Source organism: Pseudomonas sp. GW456-L13 (genome assembly GCF_017350115.1).
Lineage (GTDB): Bacteria > Pseudomonadota > Gammaproteobacteria > Pseudomonadales > Pseudomonadaceae > Aquipseudomonas > Aquipseudomonas jessenii.
Genome location: NZ_JACNAS010000002.1, coordinates 2168516 through 2194708 on the forward strand (window position 1 = coordinate 2168516; position 26193 = coordinate 2194708).

At 59.2% G+C, this 26193-nt stretch carries 22 protein-coding genes; 5 read left to right on the forward strand and 17 right to left on the reverse strand.

Going from position 1 to position 26193, the window contains the following annotated elements:
• Window positions 1–57: 57 nt before the first annotated feature.
• Entirely contained in the window at window positions 58–639 is a 582-nt protein-coding gene (locus J4D25_RS24080) for a DUF6436 domain-containing protein (RefSeq protein ID WP_057712858.1), read from the forward strand.
• 102 nt (window positions 640–741) lie between these two features.
• Window positions 742–3141, forward strand: coding sequence for a penicillin acylase family protein (locus J4D25_RS24085; RefSeq protein ID WP_057712857.1), 2400 nt, complete (start codon window positions 742–744; stop codon window positions 3139–3141).
• 145 nt (window positions 3142–3286) lie between these two features.
• Here the strand turns inward: J4D25_RS24085 and J4D25_RS24090 are convergent, their stop codons facing one another.
• Complete coding sequence (locus tag J4D25_RS24090) at window positions 3287–4252, reverse strand: GlxA family transcriptional regulator (RefSeq protein ID WP_057712856.1); 966 nt, start codon at window positions 4250–4252, stop codon at window positions 3287–3289.
• 305 nt (window positions 4253–4557) lie between these two features.
• Between J4D25_RS24090 and J4D25_RS24095 the strand changes: the two genes are divergently transcribed.
• Entirely contained in the window at window positions 4558–5199 is a 642-nt protein-coding gene (locus J4D25_RS24095; protein ID WP_057712855.1) for an HD domain-containing protein, read from the forward strand.
• A gap of 148 nt (window positions 5200–5347) precedes the next feature.
• Here J4D25_RS24095 and J4D25_RS24100 read toward each other — a convergent pair whose 3' ends face one another.
• From J4D25_RS24100 to J4D25_RS24130, 7 genes are all read right to left on the reverse strand, one after another.
• Window positions 5348–6238 (reverse strand): ABC transporter permease subunit, encoded by an 891-nt coding sequence (locus J4D25_RS24100; protein ID WP_057712854.1) that lies wholly within the window; start codon window positions 6236–6238, stop codon window positions 5348–5350.
• The gene (locus tag J4D25_RS24105; protein ID WP_191622238.1) at window positions 6235–7116 is read right to left on the reverse strand and encodes an ABC transporter permease subunit; all 882 of its coding nucleotides are present in this window, start codon (window positions 7114–7116) and stop codon (window positions 6235–6237) included. The genes J4D25_RS24100 and J4D25_RS24105 overlap by 4 nt, the downstream gene beginning before the upstream one ends.
• A 35-nt stretch (window positions 7117–7151) precedes the next feature.
• Window positions 7152–8294: an ABC transporter ATP-binding protein gene (locus tag J4D25_RS24110; protein WP_057712853.1), complete on the reverse strand. Its 1143-nt coding sequence runs from the start codon at window positions 8292–8294 to the stop codon at window positions 7152–7154.
• A 72-nt stretch (window positions 8295–8366) separates the two neighbouring features.
• Entirely contained in the window at window positions 8367–9464 is a 1098-nt protein-coding gene (locus J4D25_RS24115; RefSeq protein WP_057712852.1) for a polyamine ABC transporter substrate-binding protein, read from the reverse strand.
• A gap of 188 nt (window positions 9465–9652) precedes the next feature.
• Window positions 9653–10765 carry a polyamine ABC transporter substrate-binding protein gene (locus J4D25_RS24120; RefSeq protein ID WP_057712851.1) on the reverse strand — a complete coding sequence of 371 codons (1113 nt, stop codon included), beginning with the start codon at window positions 10763–10765 and terminating at the stop codon, window positions 9653–9655.
• A 188-nt stretch (window positions 10766–10953) separates the two neighbouring features.
• Entirely contained in the window at window positions 10954–12318 is a 1365-nt protein-coding gene (locus J4D25_RS24125; protein WP_057712850.1) for an aspartate aminotransferase family protein, read from the reverse strand.
• Window positions 12319–12377: 59 nt separating this feature from the next.
• The gene (locus J4D25_RS24130; protein ID WP_057712849.1) at window positions 12378–13736 is read right to left on the reverse strand and encodes a glutamine synthetase family protein; all 1359 of its coding nucleotides are present in this window, start codon (window positions 13734–13736) and stop codon (window positions 12378–12380) included.
• 667 nt (window positions 13737–14403) lie between these two features.
• Between J4D25_RS24130 and J4D25_RS24135 the strand changes: the two genes are divergently transcribed.
• Both J4D25_RS24135 and J4D25_RS24140 read left to right on the forward strand, forming a co-directional pair.
• Window positions 14404–15780 carry a glutamine synthetase family protein gene (locus tag J4D25_RS24135; protein WP_053163627.1) on the forward strand — a complete coding sequence of 459 codons (1377 nt, stop codon included), beginning with the start codon at window positions 14404–14406 and terminating at the stop codon, window positions 15778–15780.
• A gap of 279 nt (window positions 15781–16059) precedes the next feature.
• Window positions 16060–16692 (forward strand): TetR/AcrR family transcriptional regulator, encoded by a 633-nt coding sequence (locus J4D25_RS24140; RefSeq protein ID WP_057712848.1) that lies wholly within the window; start codon window positions 16060–16062, stop codon window positions 16690–16692.
• Between the two features lie 193 nt (window positions 16693–16885).
• Here J4D25_RS24140 and J4D25_RS24145 read toward each other — a convergent pair whose 3' ends face one another.
• The 9 genes from J4D25_RS24145 to J4D25_RS24185 form a co-directional block, all read right to left on the reverse strand.
• Entirely contained in the window at window positions 16886–17101 is a 216-nt protein-coding gene (locus J4D25_RS24145; RefSeq protein WP_007967989.1) for a molybdopterin-binding protein, read from the reverse strand.
• Window positions 17102–17134: 33 nt separating this feature from the next.
• Window positions 17135–17941 carry an aliphatic sulfonates ABC transporter ATP-binding protein gene (gene ssuB, locus J4D25_RS24150; RefSeq protein ID WP_057712847.1) on the reverse strand — a complete coding sequence of 269 codons (807 nt, stop codon included), beginning with the start codon at window positions 17939–17941 and terminating at the stop codon, window positions 17135–17137.
• Entirely contained in the window at window positions 17938–18720 is a 783-nt protein-coding gene (gene ssuC / locus J4D25_RS24155; RefSeq protein ID WP_057712846.1) for an aliphatic sulfonate ABC transporter permease SsuC, read from the reverse strand. Before ssuC ends, ssuB begins: the two co-directional genes overlap by 4 nt.
• Window positions 18721–18729: 9 nt before the next feature.
• The gene (gene ssuD / locus J4D25_RS24160; protein WP_057712845.1) at window positions 18730–19878 is read right to left on the reverse strand and encodes an FMNH2-dependent alkanesulfonate monooxygenase; all 1149 of its coding nucleotides are present in this window, start codon (window positions 19876–19878) and stop codon (window positions 18730–18732) included.
• Window positions 19879–19903: 25 nt separating this feature from the next.
• Window positions 19904–20869: a sulfonate ABC transporter substrate-binding protein gene (locus tag J4D25_RS24165; RefSeq protein ID WP_057712844.1), complete on the reverse strand. Its 966-nt coding sequence runs from the start codon at window positions 20867–20869 to the stop codon at window positions 19904–19906.
• 89 nt (window positions 20870–20958) lie between these two features.
• Window positions 20959–21552 (reverse strand): NADPH-dependent FMN reductase, encoded by a 594-nt coding sequence (gene ssuE, locus J4D25_RS24170; RefSeq protein ID WP_007993145.1) that lies wholly within the window; start codon window positions 21550–21552, stop codon window positions 20959–20961.
• Between the two features lie 332 nt (window positions 21553–21884).
• Window positions 21885–22523, reverse strand: coding sequence for a peroxiredoxin (locus J4D25_RS24175; RefSeq protein WP_057712843.1), 639 nt, complete (start codon window positions 22521–22523; stop codon window positions 21885–21887).
• A gap of 292 nt (window positions 22524–22815) precedes the next feature.
• The gene (locus tag J4D25_RS24180) at window positions 22816–24156 is read right to left on the reverse strand and encodes an OprD family porin (RefSeq protein ID WP_057712842.1); all 1341 of its coding nucleotides are present in this window, start codon (window positions 24154–24156) and stop codon (window positions 22816–22818) included.
• 412 nt (window positions 24157–24568) lie between these two features.
• A complete protein-coding gene (locus J4D25_RS24185; RefSeq protein ID WP_057712840.1) occupies window positions 24569–25900 on the reverse strand; it encodes an OprD family porin in 1332 nt (443 codons plus the stop codon).
• Window positions 25901–26193: the final 293 nt, after the last annotated feature.

Sequence of the window (26193 nt, forward strand, 5' to 3'; positions counted from 1 at the left end):
GATATTCATCTGTCGCGGCAAGCATGGCAAGCTAGCCACCCTTCGAGGATTGAACCGATGCGCTCGCCCCTTCGCGCCCCCCTGTTTGCCAGCCTGCTCGCCGTGGTGTGTGCTGGCGTATTGTGGGCGGCCTACGACTGGTTTCAGGGGCGTTACCTGCGGGCGTTCAGCGAGCACACCGCGATGTTTTCCGGTGATCCGCTACGCCTTCCCGAATCCCTCGCCGGCCCTGGCGCCATCCGCCTTGTGCATTTCTGGGACCCGGCCTGCCCGTGCAATGTCGGCAATCAACAACACCTGACCGAACTGGTGGAGCGCTACCTACCCCATGGCGTGGAATTCTATGCCGTGCAAAAACCCGGTAGCCACGGCCAATTGCCGAGCACCTTGAGCAGCCTCAAAACCATCGACATCCTGCCCGGCTCAGAACAGATCCCCGCCAGCCCGGCCGTGGCGATCTGGGATCGCAGCGGCAAACTGGCGTACTTCGGCCCCTACAGCGAAGGCCTGACCTGCAACTCGAGCAACAGCTTTATCGAGCCGATCCTGCAAGCGCTGGATGAAGGCCGTGCGGTGAGTGCCACGCACACACTGGCCGTGGGTTGTTACTGCCCGTGGCCTGTCGATCCAACTAAATAGGGAAAGACGCGGTAATACGAATCCCTCCTACGGGCGATGCGCCAAATCGGCACCCCGTGTTACACAGTGGCATCAGGAATCACAATAACAACAAGGACTCTTATGAAACGCAGCCTGACCGCTCTCGCTCTGCTGATCGTCGTGCTGGCCTCTGGAGCCGGCTGGTACCTCTACAGCAAGCAGCCGTCACGTCAGGGCATGGTGGAACTGCAACACCTGCAAGGCTCCGTCACCGTGCGCTACGACGAGCGTGGCATCCCGCACATCCGCGCCGACAACGAAACCGACCTGTACCGCGCACTCGGCTACGTGCATGCCCAGGACCGCCTGTTCCAGATGGAAGTCCTGCGTCGCCTGGCCCGTGGCGAACTGGCTGAAGTGCTCGGGCCGAAGCTGCTCGACACCGACAAACTGATGCGCAGCCTGCGCATTCGCGAACGCGCAGAAACTTACCTGGCGAACCTCGACAAGCAGTCGCCCTCCTTCATCGCCATGCAAGCCTATCTGGACGGTATCAACCAGTATCAGGACAGCCACGCCAAACCCGTGGAGTTCGATGTGCTGGGCATTCCAAAACGCCCGTTCACGGCCCAGGACACCATCAGCATCGCCGGCTACATGGCCTACAGTTTTGCTGCGGCATTTCGTACCGAACCCCTGCTGACATTCGTGCGCGATCAACTGGGGCCCCAATACCTGAACATCTTCGATCTCGACTGGCAGCCCAAGGGCGTGCTCAACGGGACCGGCACCACCTTGGCCAGCGCCGACTGGAAAGACCTCAACGCCCTCGCCCGCTTGAGCGAACAAGCCCTGGCTGACAACGGCCTGCCACAGTTCGAGGGCAGCAACGCCTGGGTCGTCGCGGGTAGCCGGACCCAAAGCGGCAAGCCGCTGCTGGCGGGTGATCCGCATATCCGTTTTTCCGCGCCGTCGGTGTGGTACGAAGCGCAGCTCTCGGCGCCCGGCTTCGAACTCTACGGCCACTATCAGGCCTTGATGCCGTTTGCGTCGCTGGGCATGAACCACGACTTCGGCTGGAGCATCACCATGTTCCAGAATGACGACCTCGACCTGATCGCCGAGAAGGTCAACCCGGACAACCCCAATCAGGTCTGGTATCGCGGCAAGTGGGTGGACATGACGACCAGCGAGCAGCAGATCGCAGTCAAGGGCCAGGCGCCAGTCACCCTGGTGTTGCGTCAGTCGCCCCACGGCCCGATCGTCAACGATGCCTTGGGCAGCGGCGTCGGTAAAACGCCGATTGCCATGTGGTGGGCATTTCTCGAAAGCCAGAACCCGATCCTGGAGGGTTTCTACCAGCTCAATCGTGCCGACACCCTGGCCAAAGCCCGTGGTGCCGCGGCAAAAATCCAGGCCCCGGGCCTGAACGTTGTCTGGGCCAATGCCAAGGGAGATATCGGCTGGTGGGCGGCGGCGCAATTGCCTAAACGCCCGACGGGTGTACGCCCGTGGTTCATCCTCGACGGCAGCACCGCCGAGGCGGACAAGGATGGCTTCTACCCGTTCAGCGCCAACCCTCAGGAAGAAAACCCGGCCCGGGGCTACATCGTCTCGGCCAACTTCCAGCCGGTGTCGCCAACCGGCATGGAGATTCCCGGCTACTACAACCTTGCCGATCGCGGTCAGCAACTCAATCGCCAGCTCAGCGACAAAGCGATCAAATGGGACCTGGAAAACAGCCAGAAACTGCAACTGGGCACCACTACCGCCTACGGCCCGCGCCTGTTGGCACCGCTGTTGCCGGTGTTGCGCGAAGTGGTGAGCGATCCCGCCGAACTCAAACTCGTGGAGCAACTGGCCCAGTGGAAAGGCGATTACCCGCTCGACTCGACCAGCGCCACGCTGTTCAACCAGTTCCTGTTCAACCTGACTGACGCGACGATGCGCGATGAACTGGGTAACGACTTCTTCGAAACGCTGCTCTCGACCCGGGTGATCGACGCCGCGCTCCCCCGCCTTGCCGCCAGCGCCGATTCGCCGTGGTGGGACAACCGCAGCACCCTCGGCAAGGAAACCCGTGCCGACACGGTGAAGGTCGCCTGGCAAGCCAGCCTCGCGCACCTCAAGAGCACTCTCGGCGCAGACTCCTCGCAATGGCAGTGGGGCAGCGCGCACACATTGACCCATGGCCATCCGCTCGGGCAGCAAAAACCGCTGGACCTGTTCTTCAATGTCGGCCCCTTCGCCGCACCCGGCAGTCATGAAGTGCCGAACAACCTCTCGGCGAAAATCGGACCGGCACCCTGGCCCGTCACCTACGGCCCTTCGACCCGGCGCCTGATCGACTTCGCCGACCCGGCCCACAGCCTGACCATCAACCCGGTCGGCCAGAGCGGAGTCCTGTTCAACAGCCACTATGATGATCAGGCCGAGGCCTACGTCGAGGGGATGTACTTCCAGGCGCATCTCAATGAAGAAGAGGTCACGGCCAATACCCGCAGTACGTTGAAGCTGTTGCCGGCGCGGGTTGTACCATAGATTTTTGCTGGCCGGGCCGGCCTCATCGCGAGCAAGCTCGCTCCCACAAGGATCTGTGTCGAACACAAATTATGTGAACACCAGAGAAACCTGTGGGAGCGAGCTTGCTCGCGATGGGGCCCTGATAGACGCCTACAAATTCAGCTCAAACCATCGCCGCAAAGTTCAGCCGGAACTGCTGCGGCGTCACCCCCAACCTGCGATTGAACACACTGCGCATGTGCTGGGCATCGCGAAAACCGCATTGATAGGCCACGGTCTTGAGCGGCGCGCGGGTGCTTTCCAGCAGCGTGCGCGCCGCATCGACCCTCGCTCGCTCGACGAACTCGGCCGGGGTGATTTTCGCTTCCCTGGCAAACACCCGGGAGAAGTTGCGCGCACTCATGTTGGCGGCATTGGCCAGGTCGGCGATGGCCAGGTCGCCCGTCAGGTTGGCCAGCACGTAATGCTGCACCATCGCTACCGCCGAATCCGCTTCGGCGTGGGGTGTGAGGAACGGGCTGAATTGCGACTGCCCGCCCGAACGCTGGGTGAACACCACCAGCCGCTTGGCGACGCTCAGTGCAACTTCCGGCCCGTGATCCCGACCCAATAGATACAACGACAGATCGATCCCCGCTGTGACCCCGGCCGAGGTGAACAGCTCGCCGTCCTCAACATACAGTCGATCCGCTTCCACCCGGGAAGAGGGACACAGCGCAGCCAGATCCGATGCGTCCTGCCAATGCGTAGTGACCGTGCGCCCCTCCAGCAATCCGGCCCGGGCGAGCATGAACGCGCCGTTGCAGATCGAGCCGAAGCGCTTGGCCCGCGCGCAGGCATCGCGCAACCAGCCATCGAATGCCATGCCGAAATCCATGAACGGCAACTGCGGCCCGCCCGCCACCAGCAACAGGTCATACGGCTCCAGCGCTTCGCTGAAATGCCGATGGGCATTGAGTGCCAAACCGTTGGAGCACGCCATCATCCCGCGCTCGACGCCGATCACCTCCAGCCGATAGTGATCCTGCGGGGCAAGGAAGCGATTGGCCTCGGAAAACACATCCATGGGGCCGGTGACATCCAGCGACTGAACGCCGGCGAACACCACGATGGCTACGGTTTTACTCATGACGTGAATCGCCTCATTTGGATCTGATTGCACCGTCCCTTTGTAGGAGCGAGCTTGTTCGCGATGCACGTGAGGGCACCACGTTCATCCAGTCAGCCGGCGTCATCGTTGACCTCCATCGCGAGCAGGCTCGCTCCTACAGGGTCTGCATGCACCCTAGCCAATCCACGCCCAACAAGCGAGGTTGGCGCGATATGCACGCTCATTGGCCGGGATCGCAGCCATGGATCGATTGTCCGGTTTCCGGGGCCGGAACAGACTGAAACCCTCAGCGCCGCCAAGGCGTTCACGACGAGGAAAACTCCATGAGCACCACCATCGCCGGCATCAAGATCCCCGACAGCGCACTGGCCAAGGCCACCACCGAATACATCCGCGACATCGAGTCCGACCTGCTCTACCACCACTCGCGTCGGGTCTTCCTGTTCGGTGCTCTGAGCGGCGAGCGCAAGCAACTGGCCTACAACCCGGAGTTGCTGTACGTCGGTGCGATGTTCCATGACCTGGGACTGGTGCAAGGTCATCGCAGCGACAACGAGCGCTTCGAAGTCGACGGTGCCAACGCGGCAGCGGCGTTCCTCAAGCCTTACGGACTGAGCGATGACGACATCGAACAGGTCTGGCTATCGATTGCCCTGCACACCACGCCGGGCGTTCCTCAGCATTTGCGGCCCACCGTGGCACTGGTCACGGCTGGCGTCGAAATGGACGTGCTGGGCATGGACTACGCGGCGTTTTCCAGCGTGCAGCGCGAAGCGGTGGTGCATGCGCATCCACGGGGCGAGGGATTCAAGGAGTGCATCATCTGCGCGTTTGCCGACGGCTTGCGCCATCGTCCGCAGACCACGTTCGGCAATGTGAAGACTGATGTGCTGGTGGATCAGGAGCCGGGGTTCAAGCCGATGAACTTCGTCGAGGTCATTCGTAAATCCCCTTGGATTTCCTGACCGCAGAAGAACCTGTGGGAGCGAGCTTGCTCGCGATGAGGGCATCACAGTCAACATCGATGTTGAATGTCAGTCCGCTATCGCGAGCAAGCTCGCTCCCACATTGGAATTGGGTAGTCCACTCAAATGTGGTCTACCCAATTCGGGATCAAGCCGCTTCCGGCGCCTGCGCGCGACGCACGTCCGGTTGCTTCCACGAGTCGGCTGCCGCTTCTTCGATCGCCTGCTGGATCGCACGACGACGGCTTTCTTCGGCGCGACGGCTGAAGAACCAGACCAGGAAGGTCACGATCGACACCGCCAGCAGGATCAGGCTGGCCACGGCGTTGATCTCGGGTTTGACCCCCAGACGGACCGCCGAGAACACTTCCATCGGCAGGGTCGTGGAGCCCGGGCCGGACACGAAGCTCGCCAGCACCAGGTCATCCAGCGACAGGGCGAACGACATCATGCCGCCCGCTGCCAGCGATGGCGCGATCATCGGGATGGTGATCAGGAAGAACACCTTCCACGGCCGTGCACCGAGGTCCATGGCCGCTTCTTCGATGGACAGGTCCAGCTCACGCAAGCGTGCCGAGACCACCACCGCCACATAGGCCGCACAGAACGTGGTGTGGGCGATCCAGATGGTGACGATGCCGCGTTCCTGTGGCCAGCCGATCATCTGCGCCATGGCCACGAACAGCAGCAACAGCGACAGACCGGTGATCACCTCAGGCATGACCAGCGGCGCGGTGACCAGGCCACCGAACAGGGTACGGCCCTTGAAGCGCGTAATGCGCGTCAGGACGAACGCCGCCAATGTACCCAGTGCCACCGCCGCGATGGCGGTGTAGCAGGCGATTTCCAGCGAGCGCACCACCGAGCCCATCAGTTGGCTGTTGTCGAGCAGGCCGACGTACCACTTGATCGACCAGCCGCCCCACACCGTTACCAGTTTGGAGGCGTTGAACGAGTAGATGACCAGGATCAGCATCGGCAGGTAGATGAACAACAGACCCAGTACCAGCATCAGGCTGGAGAAACGGAAGCGCTTCATTCTTTACCCTCCATTTCCTTGGCCTGACTGCGGTTGAACAGGATGATCGGCACAATCAGGATCGCCAGCATCACTACCGCCAGGGCAGACGCCACCGGCCAGTCACGGTTGTTGAAGAACTCTTGCCAGAGCACTTTACCGATCATCAGGGTTTCCGGACCACCGAGCAGTTCCGGGATCACGAACTCACCCACCACCGGGATGAACACCAGCATGCAGCCGGCGATGATGCCGTTTTTCGACAGCGGCACGGTGATTTTCCAGAAGCTGTTGAACGTGCTCGAACCCAAGTCCGACGCAGCTTCCAGCAGGCTCTGGTCGTGCTTCACCAGGTTGGCGTACAGCGGCAGGATCATGAACGGCAGGTAGGAATAAACCACGCCGATGTAGACCGCCAGGTTGGTGTTGAGGATCTGCAGCGGCTCGTCGATCCAGCCCATGCTCATCAGGAACCCGTTGAGCAGGCCGTTGTTGCTGAGGATGCCCATCCACGCGTAAACGCGGATCAGGATCGCGGTCCAGGTCGGCATCATGATCAGCAGCACCAGCACCGTTTGCACTTCCTTGCGGGCAACGGAGATGCCGTAGGCCATCGGGTAGCCGATCAGCAGGCAGAGGATGGTGCTGAAAAGCGCCATCTTCAACGAGCCGAGGTAAGCGGCGATGTACAGCTCGTCACCGGCCAGCATCGCGTAGTTGCCCAGGTTAAGCAGCAACTGCAGCTTCTGCTCGGCGTAGCTGTAGATCTCGGTGTATGGCGGAATGGCCACGTCCGCTTCGGCGAAGCTGATCTTCAGTACGATGAAGAACGGCAGCATGAAGAACAGGAACAGCCAGATGAAGGGAACCCCGATGACCATCTGACGGCCACCGGGAATTATTCGATTGAGTCGACGCTTGAATTTGCGCATGTTCATGAGCGCAGCACCACGCCGCTGTCGTCTTCCCAGTACACGTAGACCTGATCACCCCAGGTCGGACGCTGCCCGCGACGCTCGGCGTTGGCCACGAACGACTGCACCAGCTTGCCGCTTGGCAATTCGACGTAGAACACCGAGTGCCCACCCAGGTAGGCGATGTCGTGCACCTTGCCGCTGGACCAGTTGTACTGGCAGGTCGGCATGTCGGCGGTGACCAGCAGTTTTTCCGGACGGATCGCGTAGGTGACCGACTTGTCCTGCACCGAAGTGCTGATGCCGTGGCCGACGTAGATCTGACGATCCAGGTCTTTGCAGGTAATGATCGCGTGACCTTCGGCGTCGTCGATCACTTCGCCTTCGAAGATGTTCACGTTGCCGATGAATTCGCAGACCAGGCGACTGGTCGGGGTTTCGTAGATGTCGATCGGGCTGCCGATCTGGGCGATCCAGCCCAGGTGCATGATCGCGATACGCTCGGCCATGGTCATGGCCTCTTCCTGATCGTGGGTCACCATGACGCAGGTTACGCCGACGCGCTCGATAATCTCCACCAGTTCCAGCTGCATTTGCGAACGCAGCTTCTTGTCCAGTGCGCCCATCGGTTCGTCGAGCAACAGCAGCTTCGGACGCTTGGCCAGGGAACGAGCCAGTGCCACGCGCTGACGCTGGCCGCCGGACAGTTGGTGTGGCTTGCGCTTGGCGTACTGGCTCATCTGTACCAGCTTGAGCATTTCGGCCACGCGGGCGTCAACTTCAGCAGCCGGGATCTTGTCCTGCTTGAGGCCGAAGGCGATGTTCTGCGCCACGGTCATGTGCGGGAACAAGGCGTAGGACTGGAACATCATGTTGATCGGCCGCTCGTATGGCGGCATATCAGTGATGTCTACGCCATCGAGGAAAATGCGCCCCTCCGTGGGCCGTTCGAAACCTGCGAGCATGCGCAGCAAAGTGGATTTGCCCGATCCCGAACCGCCGAGCAGGGCGAAAATCTCGCCTTTCTTGATTTCCAGGGACACATCGTCCACGGCAATCGTCTCGTCGAACTTCTTCGTGACCCGGTCGATTTTGACCAGCACCTGTTTAGGTGACTGGTCGCCCTCGAGGGCTTTCTTATAGGCGCCGGAGGCAACTGCCATTTACGAAACTCCCGAAAAAAAGAGTGCAGTTCGCTCAAGGTGAGCCAACCTTGGATAGTTTGAGCCTTGAAACTATTTACCCGACTTGACCTTGGTCCAGCTGCGGGTCATCAAACGTTGAATATTCGGCGGTAACTCGACCGACACGTAGGTCTTGTCGAGCACCTCTTGCGGTGGATAAACCGCTTCGTCGGTGCGAATGGACTGTTCCATCAGTTTGTCCGACCCCGGGTTAGGGTTGGCATAGCCGACGTAATCGCTGACCTGGGCAATCACCTCAGGCTTGAGCAAATAGTTGATGAAGGCGTGGGCCTGCTTGACGTTGGCCGAGTCCTTCGGAATCGCCAGCATGTCGAACCAGAGCGCACCGCCCTCTTTCGGAATCGAGTAGGCGATGTTCACGCCTTTCTTGGCTTCTTCGGCGCGGTTCTTGGCCTGGAAGATGTCGCCGGAGAAACCGATCGCCACGCAGATATCGCCGTTGGCCAGATCCGCGATGTACTTGGAGGAATGGAAGTAGGTCACGTAAGGCCGCACTGCAAGCAACTTGGCGGTGGCCTTTTCGTAGTCCTTGGGATCAGTGCTGTTAGCGTTCAGGCCCATGTAATTGAGCACTGTCGGCATCATTTCATCGGCGGAGTCGAGGAACGCGACGCCACAGCTTTGCAGCTTCTTGATGTTCTGCGGCTCGAACAGCACGCCCCACGAATCAATCGTATCGACGCCCAGCACAGCCTTGACCTTGTCGACGTTGTAACCGATGCCGTTGGTGCCCCACAGGTACGGCACGGCGTACAGGTTGCCCGGATCGTTCTGTTCCAGGCGCTTGAGCAGCACTGGATCGAGGTTCGAATAGTTCGGCAGCTGCGACTTGTCGAGCTTCTGGAATGCCCCGGCCTTGATCTGCTTGCCGAGGAAGTGGTTCGACGGCACGACCACGTCGTAGCCGGTACGCCCGGCCAGCAATTTACCTTCCAGGGTTTCGTTGGAATCGAAGACGTCATAAACCGGCTTGATACCGGTCTCTTTCTGGAAATCGGCCAGGGTGGTCTCGCCGATGTAGTCGGACCAGTTATAAATATGCACGGTACCGGCGGCCTGGACACTGACAGCAACTGTCAGCCCGGCACCCACCAGCATGGCATTGCGCAACATAGAAAAAATAGGCAAGTGGAGGTCCTCTGAAATTAGTTGGGCCCAAGTTGCCCCGCGCTACATGACAACCGTGGTTGCCCGGCAACAAAACCGGCGCGCAACTTACCCTCGAAAAACCGTTCCAGCAAAACTTTCTGTCATTTAATTACACCTGCTGCCGCCACCGCGCGGGCGGCGACAACAGGTTGTTGCATCAAACCGGCTTATTTACCGGATTTGATCTTGGTCCAGCTGCGGGTCATGATCCGCTGGGTCGCGGCCGGCAAGTCGGCAATCGCGTACAGCTTGGCCAGCACGTCCGCCGGCGGGTAAACGCCCGGGTCGCTGGTGATGTCTTTATCGACCAACGCAGTTGCAGCCGCGTTACCGTTCGGGAAACGCACGGCGTTGGTGATTTCAGCCATGATTTCCGGCTTCTGCAGGAAGGTCATGAACTTGTAGGCGCCTTCGACGTTTTCGGCATCTTTAGGGATGGCGACCATGTCGTAGAAGCTGCCGGCACCTTCTTTGGGAATGTTGTAGCTGACTTTCACCTTGCCACCGGCTTCTTCCGCGCGGGACTTGGCCTGGTAAATGTCACCCGAGTAACCCACGGCCACGCAGATGTTGCCGTTGGCCAGGTCGGAGATGTACTTGGACGAGTGGAAGTAACCTACCGAAGGACGAATTTTCAGGAACAGCGCTTCGGCTTCGGCCAGTTGTTTCTTGTCCTGGCTGTCGGTTGGATAGCCCAGGTAGTGCAATGCCACCGGAATCATCTCGGTTGGCGAATCGAGGAAACTGATACCGCACGCCTTCAACTTCGCGGCGTTTTCAGGTTTGAACAGCAGGTCCCAGGAGTTGGTCGGCGCGTCGGCACCCAGTACAGCCTTGACCTTCTCGGGGTTGAAGCCGATACCGATCGAACCCCACATGTACGGGAAGGCATGCTCGTTACCCGGGTCGCTCACGGAAACGGCCTTGAGCAGGTCGGTGTTCAGGTTCTTCCAGTTAGGCAGCTTGGACTTGTCCAGCTTCTGGTAGACGCCAGCCTTGATCTGCTTGGCCAGGAAGTTGTTCGACGGTACAACGATGTCGTAACCGGACTTGCCTGCCAGCAACTTGGCTTCAAGGGTTTCGTTGCTGTCGAAGACGTCATAGACAACCTTGATGCCCGACTCGTCTTCAAACTTCTTGACGGTGTCCGGTGCGATGTAGTCGGACCAGTTGTACACGTGCAGTACTTTGTCATCGGCCTGAACCGCGCCGGCCATCAAACCCATTACGGACATGGCAAGCAGAGTCTTGCCAGCGAGCTTTTTACCTAGTGCCTTCATGCGTAATGCTCCAAATTTTTCTTTTTTGAACCACTTGTTCAGCGACCGAACCCGGGCAACTGGAACCGCGGCTAGTCTGGCAAGATCCACATCGGTCTTTCAAGGAAACGGCCACGCTTTCTGACAGTTCTGAGCGAAAGTTCCTACTTCATATGTAGAACTTTGAACCTCCGCTCAGAGCCTAGCACTTAGCCCCGCAATGCACTCAGGGTCAGGTCAAGACACTTGCGAGCCTTGGTCACCAGCTCATCGATTTCCGCCGGTGTAATCACCAGTGGCGGAGCGATGATCATGGTGTCGCCGACGGCGCGCATGATCAGGCCGTTATCGAAGCAGAACTGACGGCAGATCATGCCGACGCCCTTGCCTTCGAAACGCTTGCGTGTGGCCTTGTCCTGGACCAGTTCGATGGCCCCCAACAGACCCACCCCACGAACTTCACCCACCAGCGGGTGATCGTTCAATTCCCGCAGACGCTTTTGCAAATACGGTGCCGTTTCGGACTTCACGCGCTCGACAATTTTTTCGTCGCGCAGGATGCGGATGTTTTCCAGCCCCACAGCCGCCGCCACCGGGTGCCCGGAGTAGGTGAAACCGTGGTTGAAGTCGCCGCCCTCATTGAGCACGTCCACCACTTCGTCACGCACGATCAGGCCGCCCATCGGGATGTAGCCCGAGGTCAAACCCTTGGCGATGGTCATCATGTCTGGCTTGAGGTCGTAGAAATCGCTGCCGAACCACTCGCCGGTACGACCGAAACCGCAAATCACTTCGTCAGCCACGAACAGAATGTCGTACTTGGCGAGGATTTCCTTGATGCGCGGCCAGTAGGTCTCTGGCGGAATGATCACGCCACCGGCACCCTGGATCGGCTCGGCAATAAAGGCACCGACATTGTCGACGCCGACTTCCAGAATCTTTTCTTCCAGCTGATTGGCCGCCCACACGCCGAACTCTTCCGGGGTCATTTCGCCGCCTTCGGCGAACCAGTACGGCTGGGCAATGTGAACGATACCCGGGATCGGCAAGTCACCCTGTTCGTGCATGTACGTCATACCGCCCAGGCTCGCGCCGGCCACGGTGGAACCGTGATAGCCGTTCTTGCGGCTGATGATGACTTTCTTGTTCGGCTGGCCCTTGATCGCCCAGTAGTGTCGAACCATACGCAGCATGGTGTCGTTGCCTTCGGAGCCGGAACCGGTGAAGAACACGTGGTTCATGCCTTCAGGCGCGATGTCGGCGATAGCCTTGGCCAGTTCCAGTACCGGCGGATGCGCAGTCTGGAAGAACAGGTTGTAGTAAGGCAGTTCGCGCATCTGTTTGCTGGCGGCATCGGCCAGTTCATCGCGACCATAACCAATTGCGACACACCACAGGCCGGCCATGCCATCGAGGATCTTGTTGCCTTCGCTGTCCCAGAGGTAAACGCCCTTGGCGTTGGTGATGATCCGCGGGCCTTTCTCTTTCAGCTGTTTGAAATCGCTGAACGGAGCCAGGTGGTGATCATTGCTCAGGGTTTGCCATTCACGGGTTTGCGGATTGTTGCTGGTCATACGAATCTCCTAAAAAAATCACGTGAAGGCGCCGCCAGGCAGCGGCGGCGCCCGGCGTATCAGACGGCAAAGAGCAGGAATTCCCTTTCCCACGAACTGATCACGCGCTTGAAGTTTTCATGCTCGGCCCGCTTGACCGCAACGTAGCCAGTGATGAAATTTTTGCCCAGGTACTTCTCGATGGTTGAACTGTGTTCCATGCGTTCCAGCGCATCTTCGATGGTCAGCGGCAGGCGCAGGTTGCGGCGTTCATAGCCACGCCCCACTACCGGCGCACTCGGGTTCAGGCCTTCGACCATGCCGATGTAACCGCAGAGCAGGCTCGCGGCAATCGCCAGGTACGGGTTGGCATCGGCGCCCGGCAGGCGGTTTTCCACCCGACGGTTTTGCGGCCCCGCATCCGGCACCCGCAGGCCCACGGTGCGGTTCTCTTCGCCCCACTCCACGTTCACCGGCGCCGAGGTATCCGGCAGGAAGCGGCGGAACGAGTTGACGTTGGGTGCGAACAGCGGCAACAGCTCGGGAATGAGTTTCTGCAAGCCACCGATGTGGTGCAGGAACAACTGGCTCATGGTCCCGTCTTCATTGGAGAAGATGTTCTTGCCGGTCTCGATGTCGATGACGCTCTGGTGCAAGTGCATGGCGCTGCCCGGCTCGCCGGTCATCGGCTTGGCCATGAAGGTCGCGGCCACATCGTGCTTGAGCGCGGCTTCGCGCATGGTGCGTTTGAACACCAGGATCTGGTCGGCCAGGGACAGGGCATCGCCGTGACGGAAGTTGATTTCCATCTGCGCCGTGCCGTCCTCGTGGATCAGCGTATCGAGGTCCAGGTCCTGCAATTCGCACCAGTCGTAGACGTCTTCGAACAACGGATCGAATTCGTTCGCGGCTTCAATGGAGAACGACTGGCGACCGATTTCCGGGCGACCGGAGCGGCCGATTGGCGGTTGCAGCGGGTAGTCCGGGTCGTCACTGCGCTTGGTCAGGTAAAACTCCATTTCCGGCGCCACGATCGGCTGCCAGCCTTTGTCGGTATAGAGTTTCAGGACTTTCTTGAGCACGTTGCGCGGCGACAGCTCGATCGGGTTGCCTTGCTTGTCGTAGGTATCGTGGATGACGATGGCGGTCGGCTCGATGGCCCACGGCACCAGGTACACCGCGCTCTGGTCGGGGCGGCAGATCATGTCGATGTCGGCCGGGTCGAGCAGTTCGTAATAGATGTCGTCTTCGACGTAGTCGCCGGTCACTGTCTGCAACAGAACGCTTTCTGGCAGGCGCATGCCTTTTTCGGCGATGAATTTGTTGGTCGGCGAAATCTTGCCCCGGGTAATCCCGGTCAAGTCGGCGATCATGCATTCGACTTCTGTGATCTTGTGGTTTTTCAACCAATCGGTGAGCTGGTCGAGGTTGTTACTCATAAATGCCTCTAGGCTTGAGTTGTCTGACCCTTTTGAGGTCAGGCGTTGTTTGACGCATCGGCGTCGCGTTGTAGAGCGTTTGCGCGGCAGATTATCGTGCTTGGCAACACGGCTGCAGAGGCCGGGCGTGCAGAATCGCGAGCGGTGCCCTGAACAATGGTCAGGCCGCTATTGTGAATCGGTTCTATATTGAATGGAGTAACCGTAATGGGGGTGCCATCGCGACCGTCCAGAATATCGGACGGGGACGGTTGAACCGTCACGGATGGGAGGATCACCAGAACCGCCGGGGCCACGGAACGGACGGACGTGTCATCACTGATGTGATAAGCATGCCGACCGACCTGTCTTGAGCAGTCGGTGACGCCGATTATCGGCAGGCGAGACATGAAGCACCCCGGTATTATTGCTGTTATGGGTTTGATTCGAGCTTAGCCTTGTTCATTTTTTTACACAACACCCCCGTAAAAAATACAACACGGCCCGCTCAAGCCTGCGGGCGCCATAGAGGCCAAGGGCATAAAAACGCCCCAAAGTGCCTCAAAAAAGCCACACGGGCGCTTTTTTAGGGCAAAAAAGGCCTCGCTTGACTTCGGCATGCCGTTCGGGTTGACTGGAATCTGAAAAGATCAATGATTGATATTTTTAACAACAAAGGTGTTGCATCATGTCGGTACCCCCGCGTGCCGTTCAGCTTAACGAAGCGAACGCGTTCCTTAAGGAACATCCTGAGGTTCTGTACGTTGACCTTCTGATTGCGGATATGAATGGTGTGGTGCGCGGCAAGCGCATCGAACGCACCAGCCTCCACAAGGTTTACGAGAAAGGCATCAACCTGCCGGCCTCTCTATTTGCTCTGGATATCAATGGCTCGACGGTGGAAAGCACCGGCCTGGGCCTGGACATCGGCGATGCTGACCGAATCTGCTATCCAATCCCCGATACCCTATGCAACGAGCCATGGCAGAAGCGCCCGACCGCGCAACTGTTGATGACCATGCACGAACTCGAAGGCGAACCATTCTTCGCCGACCCGCGTGAAGTGCTGGCCAATGTGGTGCGCAAGTTCGACGAAATGGGCCTGACCATCTGTGCCGCGTTCGAACTGGAGTTCTACCTGATCGACCAGGAGAACGTGAACGGTCGTCCGCAACCGCCGCGCTCGCCGGTTTCCGGCAAACGTCCGCACTCGACTCAGGTCTACCTGATCGACGACCTCGACGAATACGTCGACTGCCTCCAGGACATTCTGGAGGGTGCCAAAGAGCAAGGCATTCCGGCCGACGCCATCGTCAAGGAAAGTGCGCCGGCGCAATTCGAAGTCAACCTGCACCACGTGGCTGACCCGATCAAGGCCTGCGACTACGCGGTCCTGCTCAAGCGCCTGATCAAGAACATCGCCTACGACCATGAAATGGACACCACGTTCATGGCCAAGCCTTACCCAGGCCAGGCGGGTAATGGTCTGCACGTCCACATCTCGATTCTCGACAAAGACGGCAAGAACATTTTTGCCAGTGAGGATCCCGAGCAGAACGCCGCACTGCGTCACGCGATCGGCGGTGTGCTCGAGACCCTACCGGCGCAGATGGCTTTCCTCTGCCCGAACGTTAACTCCTACCGTCGTTTCGGCGCACAGTTCTACGTGCCGAACTCGCCGTGCTGGGGCCTGGATAACCGCACCGTGGCGATTCGCGTACCGACCGGCTCCGCCGACGCCGTGCGCATCGAACATCGTGTAGCCGGCGCCGATGCCAACCCGTACCTGCTGATGGCTTCGGTCCTGGCAGGCGTGCACCACGGCCTGACCAACAAAATCGAGCCTGGCGCCCCGGTCGAAGGCAACAGCTACGAGCAGAACGAGCAGAGCCTGCCGAACAACCTGCGCGATGCACTGCGCGAGCTGGACGACAGCGAAGTCATGGCCAAGTACATCGATCCGAAATACATCGATATCTTCGTGGCCTGTAAAGAGAGCGAGCTGGAGGAGTTCGAACACTCCATCTCCGACCTCGAGTACAACTGGTACCTGCATACCGTGTAAGCGGTTGCAGTAGTGAAGAAACGCCGCCGGCCTCACAGCCTGCGGCGTTTTTTTATGGCCAACACCGCCTCCTGTGGCGAGGGGGCTTGTCGGGACGCCGCACCGCCCCGTTGGGCTGCACAGCAGCCCCAAAAAATGCACCCTCATGTGTATCAGACATACCACGATTACCGGGTTTGGGAGTGCTTCGCCCTCAAACGGGGGCAAGCCCCCTCGCCACAGGGTATGGATCATCCTCGCGCTCTGCGTACAATGCCCGCAGCCCCGCAGGAGACTCCCATGACACGCGTAGCCACCCCCCGCAAACCCCGCGCACGCAGCCAGGCCCGGATCGATTCGATACTCGATGCGGCCCGCACGCTGCTGGCTGCCGAGGGCGTGGCCAGCCTGTCGATCTACAGCGTCGCCGAGCGCGCGGAGATTCCGCCCTCCTCGGTCTACCACTTCTTCGCCAGCGTGCCGGCGTTGCTCGAAGCCTTGACCGCCGACGTCCATGCGGCCTTCCGCGCCTGCCTGCAAGCCCCTATCGACCACCACGCCTTGAATGGCTGGCGCGATCTGTCGCGACTGGTGGAACAACGCATGCTCGACATCTATGCAGAGGACGCCGCCGCCCGCCAACTCATTCTGGCCCAGCACGGCCTGACCGAAGTCACCCAGGCCGACCGCCAGCACGACATCGAACTGGGCGACCTGATGCACAAGCTGTTCGACCATCACTTCGAGCTGCCGACCTTGCCGAGTGATGTCGATGTGTTCGCCCTGGCCATGGAGCTGGGCGACCGGGTGTATGCGCGCTCGGTGCAGCAGCACGGGCAGATTACGCCGCGCATGGCCGAGGAAGGGATGCGGGTGTTTGATGCTTATGTGGGGTTGTATTTGCCACCGTATCTGCCCAAGCGGAACCTCTAGTGCGCTCACTGACCTCATCGCGAGCAAGCTCGCTCCCACAAGGATCTTCAGTGAATTCAGATTCTGTGAACGACAAATAATCCTGTGGGAGCGAGCTTGCTCGCGATGGCCGCACCGCTCAGCTCAAGACAAACACACATGAAAAAACCCCGAAGGGCTCAAACCCTTCGGGGTTGTTGTTTACGCATGTGGCTTACAACTTGGCGATCGACACCTCGGTGGATTTCACAAACGCGATCACTTCACTGCCGACCGCCAGTTCCAGCTCTTTCACCGAGCGTGTGGTGATCACCGAAGTGACAATGCCGGACGCGGTCTGCACGTCGATTTCCGACAGCACGTCGCCGAGGACGATTTCCTTGATGGAGCCTTTGAACTGGTTGCGAACGTTGATGGCCTTGATAGTCATGATGTTGATTCCTGTCGTTGGGTAAGACTTGAGTTATTGAGCCCAGCGCAATTGCGTAGGCAAGGGTGAAACAGGTTCCGGTTCCGGCGGTTGGCCGGGCAGCGCCAGCACGCGATTGAGGACTTCGGTTTCCAGTGCCGCCAGCCGATGGGAGCCACGAACCCGAGGGCGCGGCAGTTCCACGTGCAGGTCGAGGCCGACTGCGCCGTCTTCGATCAGGATCACCCGATCGGCAATCGCCACGGCTTCACTGACGTCATGGGTCACCAGCAACACCGTGAAACCGTGCTGCTGCCAGAGCCGTTCAATCAGTTGCTGCATTTCAATTCGGGTCAGGGCATCCAGCGCACCCAAGGGCTCGTCGAGCAGCAGCAGGCGCGGCTGATGAATCAACGCACGGGCCAACGCCACGCGTTGCTTCTGTCCACCGGACAGCGCTGCCGGCCACTCGTGGGCGCGATCGGCCAGGCCCACCGCTTCCAAAGCTGCAAGCGCTTGCGGCCGCCAGTTGCCCTTGAGGCCCAGACCGACGTTGTCGATGATCTTTTTCCACGGCAGCAAGCGCGCTTCCTGGAACATCAGCCGCGTGTCCTCCCGCGCGTCGCTCAATGGCGCGGCACCGGCGAGCAACTCACCGCCGGTTGGTTGATCAAGACCGGCGAGCAAGCGCAGCAAGGTACTTTTGCCGCAGCCACTGCGACCGACCACGGCAACAAACTGGCCCGCCGGAATGTGCAGGTCGATCTCGCGCAGCACCTGCCGCGTGCCGAAGGTTTTTTGCAGCTTGCGCACCGCCAGCGGAATGCCGCGCAGCAGGCGTGGAGGTTGCTCCGCAATCATGCCGCACCTCCCTTGGCAACCTGATAGGCCGGGTGCCAGCGCAGCCAGACACGCTCAAGTCCACGGGCCGCGAGGTCGGCCAGTTTGCCGAGCACCGCGTACAGCAGAATCGCCAGCACCACCACGTCGGTCTGCAAGAACTCCCGGGCGTTCATGGCCAGATAGCCGATGCCGGAACTCGCGGAAATGGTTTCCGCCACGATCAAGGTCAGCCACATGAAGCCCAGGGCGAAGCGCACGCCGACCAGAATCGAAGGCAACGCCCCCGGCAGAATCACCTGCCAGAACAGGCTGAAACCGCTCAGGCCATAGCTACGCGCCATCTCCACCAACGCCGGGTCGACGTTGCGGATGCCGTGATAGGTGTTGAGGTAGATCGGGAACAACGTGCCCAGCGCCACCAGGAAAATCTTCGCCGACTCGTCGATGCCGAACCACAGGATCACCAGTGGAATCAGCGCCAGGTGCGGCACATTGCGGATCATCTGCACCGAACTGTCGAGCAGGCGTTCGCCCCACTTCGACAGGCCGGTGATGAAGCCGAGCGTCAGGCCGATACCACCACCGATGGTGAAGCCCAGCGCGGCACGCCAACCACTGATCGCCAGGTGTGTCCAGATTTCGCCACTGCGCACCAGACTTACACCGGCCTCGATGACGGCGATGGGTGCCGGCAGGATCCGTGTCGACAACCAACCCGCCGACACACTCAATTGCCATACCGCCAGCAGCAACACCGGCAACGCCCAGGGCGCCAGGCTGTGGATGATTTTCTTCATGACCGCGCCTCAGCTCTGGGACGCGGCTTTGGGAAGAATGTCGTTGGCGACCATCTCGCCGAACGGGCTGACGTAACCGGCGCTCTTCGGCAGTTCAGGACGTTCGACATCGAGGTGCGGGAACAGCAACTCGGCCACCCGGTACGACTCTTCCAGGTGTGGATAACCGGAGAAGATGAAGGTATCGATGCCTAGGTCCGCGTACTCCTTCACGCGGGCGGCCACGGTCGGACCATCGCCCACCAGCGCCGTACCGGCACCGCCGCGCACCAGACCAACGCCGGCCCACAGGTTAGGGCTGACCTCCAGGTTGTCGCGATTGCCGCCGTGCAATGCGGCCATGCGTTGCTGACCGACCGAATCGAAACGCGCCAGCGAAGCCTGGGCACGAGCGATGGTCTCGTTGTCGAGATGGGAGATCAGCCGATCCGCGGCTTTCCAGGCTTCATCGTTGGTTTCGCGCACGATCACGTGCAGGCGAATGCCGAAGCGCACGGTGCGTCCGAGCTTGGCGGCCTTGGCTCGAACCTGTTCGATTTTTTCCGCGACGGCGGCCGGTGGCTCGCCCCAGGTCAGGACCATTTCCACCTGTTCGGCGGCCAGGTCTTGCGCGGCTTCCGAGGAGCCGCCGAAGTACAGCGGCGGACGCGGCTGCTGGATCGGCGGATAGAGTAACTTCGCGCCCTTCACGCTGATGTGCTGGCCGTCGTAATCGACGGTTTCACCTTCCAGTACCCGGCGCCAGATGCGGGTGAATTCCACCGAGGCCTGATAGCGTTCTTCGTGGCTGAGGAACAGACCATCGCCCGCCAACTCTTCCGGGTCACCGCCCGTCACCAGGTTGAACAGCGCACGACCGCCGGACAGTCGATCCAGGGTCGCGGCCTGACGCGCCGCCACCGTCGGGGAAATGATCCCGGGGCGCAGGGCGACAAGGAACTTCAAACGCTGGGTCACAGGAATCAGCGATGCCGCCACCAACCAAGAGTCTTCGCAGGAGCGTCCGGTCGGAATCAGCACCCCGCCAAAACCCAGGCGGTCAGCGGCTTGCGCGACTTGTTGCAGGTATCCGTGATCAACGGCGCGGGCGCCTTCGGCGGTGCCAAGGTAATGGCCGTCGCCGTGGGTAGGCAGGAACCAGAAAATATTGAGGCTCATGGAGTGGTCTCCTTGGGGAATCGATTTATTGGGCTTTGGCAACGGCGGCCGGCGGCGTCCAGATCACGTCTTTGATGCTCAACGGCTTGGGAATCAGCTTGAGCTGGTAGAAGCTGTCGGCAATTTTCTGCTGCGCCGCGACCACTTCCGGAGTCAGGAACAACGCGCCATAGCCCTGGCGTTTCACCGAGGTCAGGGTGATGTCGGCTGGCAGGCCGAGCAGCGGTGAAACCTGTTGAGTCACCTCTTGCGGGTTAGCCTTGGACCACTCGCCCACCGCGCGCACTTCTTCCACCAAGGTCTTGATCACCTCGGGATTTTTCTGCGCATAAGGTTTGGTCGCCAGGTAGAACTGATGGTTGTCGACGATGCCCTGGCCATCGCGCAGGGTGCGCGCTTGCAACTGTTGTTCGGCGGCGGCCTGGTAGGGGTCCCAGATCACCCAGGCATCGACACTGCCACGCTCGAACGCGGCGCGGGCATCGGCCGGCGGCAGGAATACGGTCTGGATGTCGGTGTATTTGAGGCCGGCGTCTTCCAGCGCACGCACCAGCAGGTAATGCACGTTGGAGCCTTTGTTGAGGACGACTTTCTTGCCCTTGAGGTCCGCCACCGATTTGATCGCCGAGTCCTTCGGCACCAGGATCGCCTCACTGTGCGGCGCTGGCGGTTCATAGGCGACATAGAGCAAATCGGCGCCAGCCGCTTGAGCGAACACGGGCGGCGTCTCACCGGTGACGCCGAAGTCGATGGAACCGACGTTCAGGCCTTCAAGCAGTTGCGGGCCACCGGGGAATTCCGTCCATTGCACGTCCACGCCTTGGGCGGCGAGGCGTTTTTCCAGGGTGCCTTTGGCTTTGAGCAGCACCAGGGTGCCGTATTTCTGATAGCCGATTCGTAAAGTCTCGGCCTGAGCTTGAGTAATGGCGCCGAAGGTGACAGCCGCAGCAAACAGAGCGACCAGACCACGACGCAAAATGACAGGGCGCATGGCGCTCTCCTTTTTGCAGTTGGGTTTTGGCTGCACCTGCTTGCCCGTTGGCGGGCGAGTAAGGCCAGTACTTCAATTTTCGGTGAGGCTTAAATGCTCCAGCGAGCACTCAACAAACGATCATTCAACAGGTTCGGATCGAGCGGCTTGGGCCGTCGCGCCATGGCGCTGAAAAACAGCTCAAGCGATTCATTCAGTCGTTGTTCCAGCTCCGGCGCCAACTGCGCCAGGGCGCTGCCTTCGCCGTAGGCGATCTGGCTGTCGACGGCGAAAATCCCCTGCAGCATTTCCTGGGCCTTCAATGCCGACAGCACCGGCTTGAGCGCGTAGTCCACCGCCAGCATGTGGGCGATGCTGCCGCCAGTGGCCATCGGCAGAACCACCTTGTGGCTCAAGGCGCGTTCGGGCAGCAAATCCAGCACGACCTTCAGTGCTCCGGAAAACGATGCCTTGTAAACCGGTGTGGCGATCAGCAGGCCATCGGCGTTTTCAATTTGTTGCAACAAGTCGATCACCTTGGGGCTGTCGAAGCGTGCGTGCAGCAAGTCCTCGGCCGGGAAGTCCCGTACCTGATAACTCACCACTTCCACGCCCTGCCCCTGTAACCAACGCTGGGAGCGATCCAGCAGCACCCCGGATCGAGAGCGCTGACTGGGACTGCCACCGAGTGAGACAACCAACATTCAGACGATTCCTTGCACGGTGTTGGCGATTCGCGGTTTGCGATCTCGCTTCGATGGAGTGACCTTAACAGTTGATTTATATATCCATAAATCATATTTATTCATTTGGTTATACCTTAAAGAAATATAGAAAGCTGTTTCTTCCAGGCAAAAAAACAGGCCGTCGAAACGGCCTGAAATCCCCTGCTTTGTGGATGCTGTTAACTGTGAAACCTGTGGTGTCTGACCCGACGCCTTCGCGAGCAAGCTCGCTCCCACAGGGGTACGCGGACAAATGTGGGAGCGAGCTTGCTCGCGATGGCGGCATCAGTTGCGCCAAAAATGCTGAAGACTTACCGGTTCGGCTGCGGCGTCAGGCGCAAGTAAGGCTTAACCGCTCGATAGCCCTTGGGAAAACGCTGTTTGATTTCATCCTCATCTTTAAGCGACGGCACGATCACCACCTCATCACCGTCCTGCCAGTTGGCCGGTGTGGCCACCTTGTAGTTGTCGGTGAGTTGCAGCGAGTCGATCACCCGCAGGATTTCATTGAAATTGCGGCCGGTGCTCGCCGGGTAGGTAATCGTCAGCCGGACCTTTTTCTTCGGGTCGATCACGAACAGACTGCGCACGGTCAGGGTGTCGTTGGCGTTGGGGTGGATCAGATCGTAAAGGTCCGAGACTTTGCGGTCGGCGTCATCCAGGATCGGAAAGTTGACCACGGTGTCCTGGGTTTCGTTGATGTCCTCGATCCACCTGTGGTGCGACTCCACCGGGTCCACCGACAAAGCGATGGCCTTGACGCCGCGCGCTGCGAACTCATCCTTGAGCTTGGCGGTGAAGCCCAATTCAGTCGTGCACACCGGCGTGAAGTCCGCTGGATGGGAAAACAGCACGCCCCAACTATCGCCCAGCCACTGATGGAAACGGATGGTGCCGGCGCTGGAGTTCTGTTCGAAATCGGGGGCGATATCGCCAAGTCTGAGACCCATGGTGCTGCTCCTTGTGAGTGCTTGATGGGTTCAACTGTGCCTGTGTTTTTTATCTATTAAAAAGAATAAATATCGATTTATTTAGATCATAAAGAAATATTAAATATCTATTCACTGGACGTACCCCGCACAACCGGCCGAACATCGCCCCCAAGGTTCGAGAAGGCCTTGAGTTGCTGCAAAGAGGGAAGTTCAAGGCGGGATTACGGGGGTGAACCCGTCTTGAAAATGTAAAAGCCCCGCCCGGTGCAATACCGGGCGGGGCTTTTTTGTCTCGGTTACGCGAGCGCTATTACAACAGCGGGATCGAGTAGCTGACGATCAGGCGGTTTTCGTCCTGCGAACGCGTGTTCGGCAGGTCGGTGCGCCAGGTCGCGTTTTTCCACGCCAGGCCCAGGTTTTTCAGCGGACCTTCCTGAACGACGTAAGCCACGCTCAGATCGCGCTCCCACTCGGAAGCACCATTGGCCGCCTCGCCACCCTTGGCGTTAACGGTATCGATGTTGTCGCCGTGCAGGTAAACCAGACCCGCCGTCAGGCCAGGTACGCCGACCTTAGCGAAGTCATAGGAGTAGCGTGCTTGCCAGGTACGCTCGCCGGCACGGCCGAACTTCTGGATTTGCGCATCGGTGATGGTGTAGTTCGACGAACCGTCGCCCTGGTTCAGCCAAGGGAAATCGCTGCTGCCGTTGCTGACCTGATAACCGCCACCGAAGGTGTGACCGGCAACGGTGTACAGGAACAGGCCGCTGTACAGGTTGTTGTCGACCTTGCCTTTACCGTTTGGCGCGTTGTAGTTGCCAGTGGTGAAGTACAGCGGGTCGTGACCGTTGGCACCATCATCAGAGCTGTTGAAATAACGGAAATCCGACTTCAACACGCCAGGGCCGATTGCCCAGTTGTGCACCAGACCCAGGAAGTGTTGCTTGTAGAACTCTTCCAGATTGCCGTAGTAGTACTGGGCCGTCAGGTCCTTGGTGATCTTGTAGTCGCCACCGGCATAGATGAACTTGTTGCTGTCGCGGAATTTGGTGCCGCGAGTGTTCGCGCCCGAAATCGACATCTGCTCATTGTTGCTGGAGTTACGGCCTTTAACGGCTTCGATCTGGCCACCAACCAGGGTCAGATCCTTGATGTCGCCGGACGTGATCTGGCCACCCTGCCAGGTTTGCGGCAGCAGACGACCATCGTTGGTCACGATCACCGGGTTTTTCGGCTGCAGGGTGCCCAGCTTCAATTCGGTCTGGGAAACCTTGGCTTTGGCCGTCAGGCCCAGGCTGGAGAAATCATCAACTGCCTCGCCGTTGGATTTGCTCGGGAAAACCGTGCCGCCGTAAGAGGTCGCCGTGGCGCCGTTGGTACCGCCGCCCGAATCCAGTTTCACGCCCAACAGGCCGATCGCATCGATGCCGAAGCCGACGGTGCCCTGGGTGTAACCGGAGATGAAACGCAGATCGAAGCCTTGGCCCCACTCTTCGTTTTTGTTGGCACCGACTCCGTCACGGTAGTCGGTATTGATGTAGAAGTTACGCAGCCCCAATGTTGCCTTGCTGTCTTCGATAAAACCCGCGGCGCTTGCCTGCTGGGTCAAAACCCCGACGGCCACAGCCATGGCCAAGGTGGACTTGTTCATGTTTCGCTCCTCTCGTTTCTAGTTCTGATGTTCCTGGTCCCGAATCGATTGCCCGGGATCCTGAATGCATAAATTCGCGGCAAACCGTCTAGGCCGGTCATTTGGCGGGCCGCAGGATACATGGCCTTAAAGCCAAAAAGAATTTTTTGATTTTTTTTAATATCACTTAGGAATATGACTTCCCACGACAGATCCGAGGTATCGGCGGCAAGGCCGATTCCTGCACCTGACCTATTGTCGAGGGACGAAATCGCCAAATCCGGGCTCAGGGATGAGTGCCGGACAGGCGCACTTTAAGCGGGATATTTAAAAACTAAAAAGAATAATAAATAATCAGCAAAGATCTTTATGGAATATTAAAAAACAGACAAAAAAAACCTCGCCAGCAGGCGAGGCTTTTTTACAAGGCTTGTTACAGGAAGCTGTAGGTGTAGTTGAAGATCAGACGAGTCTGGTCAACATCAGGGTTGTTGGAGACTTCACTGCCACGGTAGACACCATTACGCAGCGTTACGCCGAAGCCTTTGAGAGCGCCCTGCTGGATGGTGTAGTCGATCCGCATGTCGCGTTCCCACTCGGAGCCATCAGGGCCGCTGCCGTTGGTAGCCTTGATGTTGTCGCCATGCAGGTAGGCGATCGAAGTTTTCAGGCCCGGCACGCCCAGTCCGGCGAAGTCATACGAGTACTGACCGAAGGTGGTGTTTTCACCGGCACGAACAAATCCGTTGATCATGGAGTCGGTGAACAGGTAGAAGCTGGCGCCGCCGTTGCCTTCCGGACGGCCATTGCCATCAACCACGTTGCCCTGGTTCAGGTAGACAAAACCACCGTCATCGCTGACGCGCTGATGACCGAGCAGGAAGGCGTTGCCACCCAGGGTGTAGGTGAACATGGCGCTCCAGGTCTTGTTATCGACCTCGCCCGGGGTCTTGGCGAAACCGTTGTTATTGTTGAAACGGAAACCCGGATCACCGTTCTTGCCGTCGGAGCTGCTGTCGAAGTAGCGAATATCAGTCTTGAAGGACTGTTTGGCGTCGATCGGAAACACGTGGATCAGGCCAAGGAAGTCCTGCTTGTAGTAGTCCTTCAGATTCGAGTGGTAGTACTGCAGGGTCAGGTCCTTGGTGACCTTCCAGTCAGCACCACCGTAGTAGAACTTGTTGCTGTCCTCTGTGCCGCCAGCCACGGCCAGGCCGGTGGAGTTCGAAGAGGCGCGACCCGCCGAATGCTCCAACTGACCTGCGTTGAAGGTCACGTTGTCGATTTCTTTCGAAGTGATGGTGCCACCGTCAAAGGTCTGTGGCAGCAGACGGCTGTCGTTCGCGACCAGGATCGGCAAGTTGGGTGCCAGGGCGCCCCCCAGGTGGGCTTCGGTCTTCGAGAAGCGCGCCTTGACGTTAGCGGCTGCACGGCTCCATTCGGACACGGCCGAACCATCGCTGTCGCTTGGGAAGAAGGTGTTGTTGTCCGGGTGGTGACCCTTGCCGCCGTCCAGGTGGATACCCAGCAGTGCCTGGGCGTCGATACCGAAACCGACAGTGCCTTGGGTGAAACCGGACATATAATCGAATTTCAGGCCTTCTGCGGACTCTTTCTGATCCGCACCGCCTTCACGGTTATCGTTGTTGTAATACATGGTCCGGGAACTGATGGACGCCTTGCTGTCTTCCAGGAAACCTGCGGCGCCTGCCTGCTGCGCCAAAACCCCTACGGCCACGGCCAAAGCCAAGGTGGACTTGTTCATTGTGTAGCTCCTCTCGATTCTAATTCTTGTATTCCTGGTCTCGAGTCGTCGCCCGAAATCCTAAGATGCGCGATTAGCGCCAGACCGTGACCCACAAGTCAATCGTAACCATGTATGTCTACGACCTTTGTCTAACCCCCGATTTTTTGGTCCCTGCCGGGTCATGAATTCGTCATGAACCTGAAAAGAATTACCCGATTCTTTTCTAATACCGTTTAGGAATTTAGCGCTCAATTTCCAGCCCCCCCCAGAACAAAGGGTTCGGCTCATAAGCTAATTCCTAAAAGGTATTT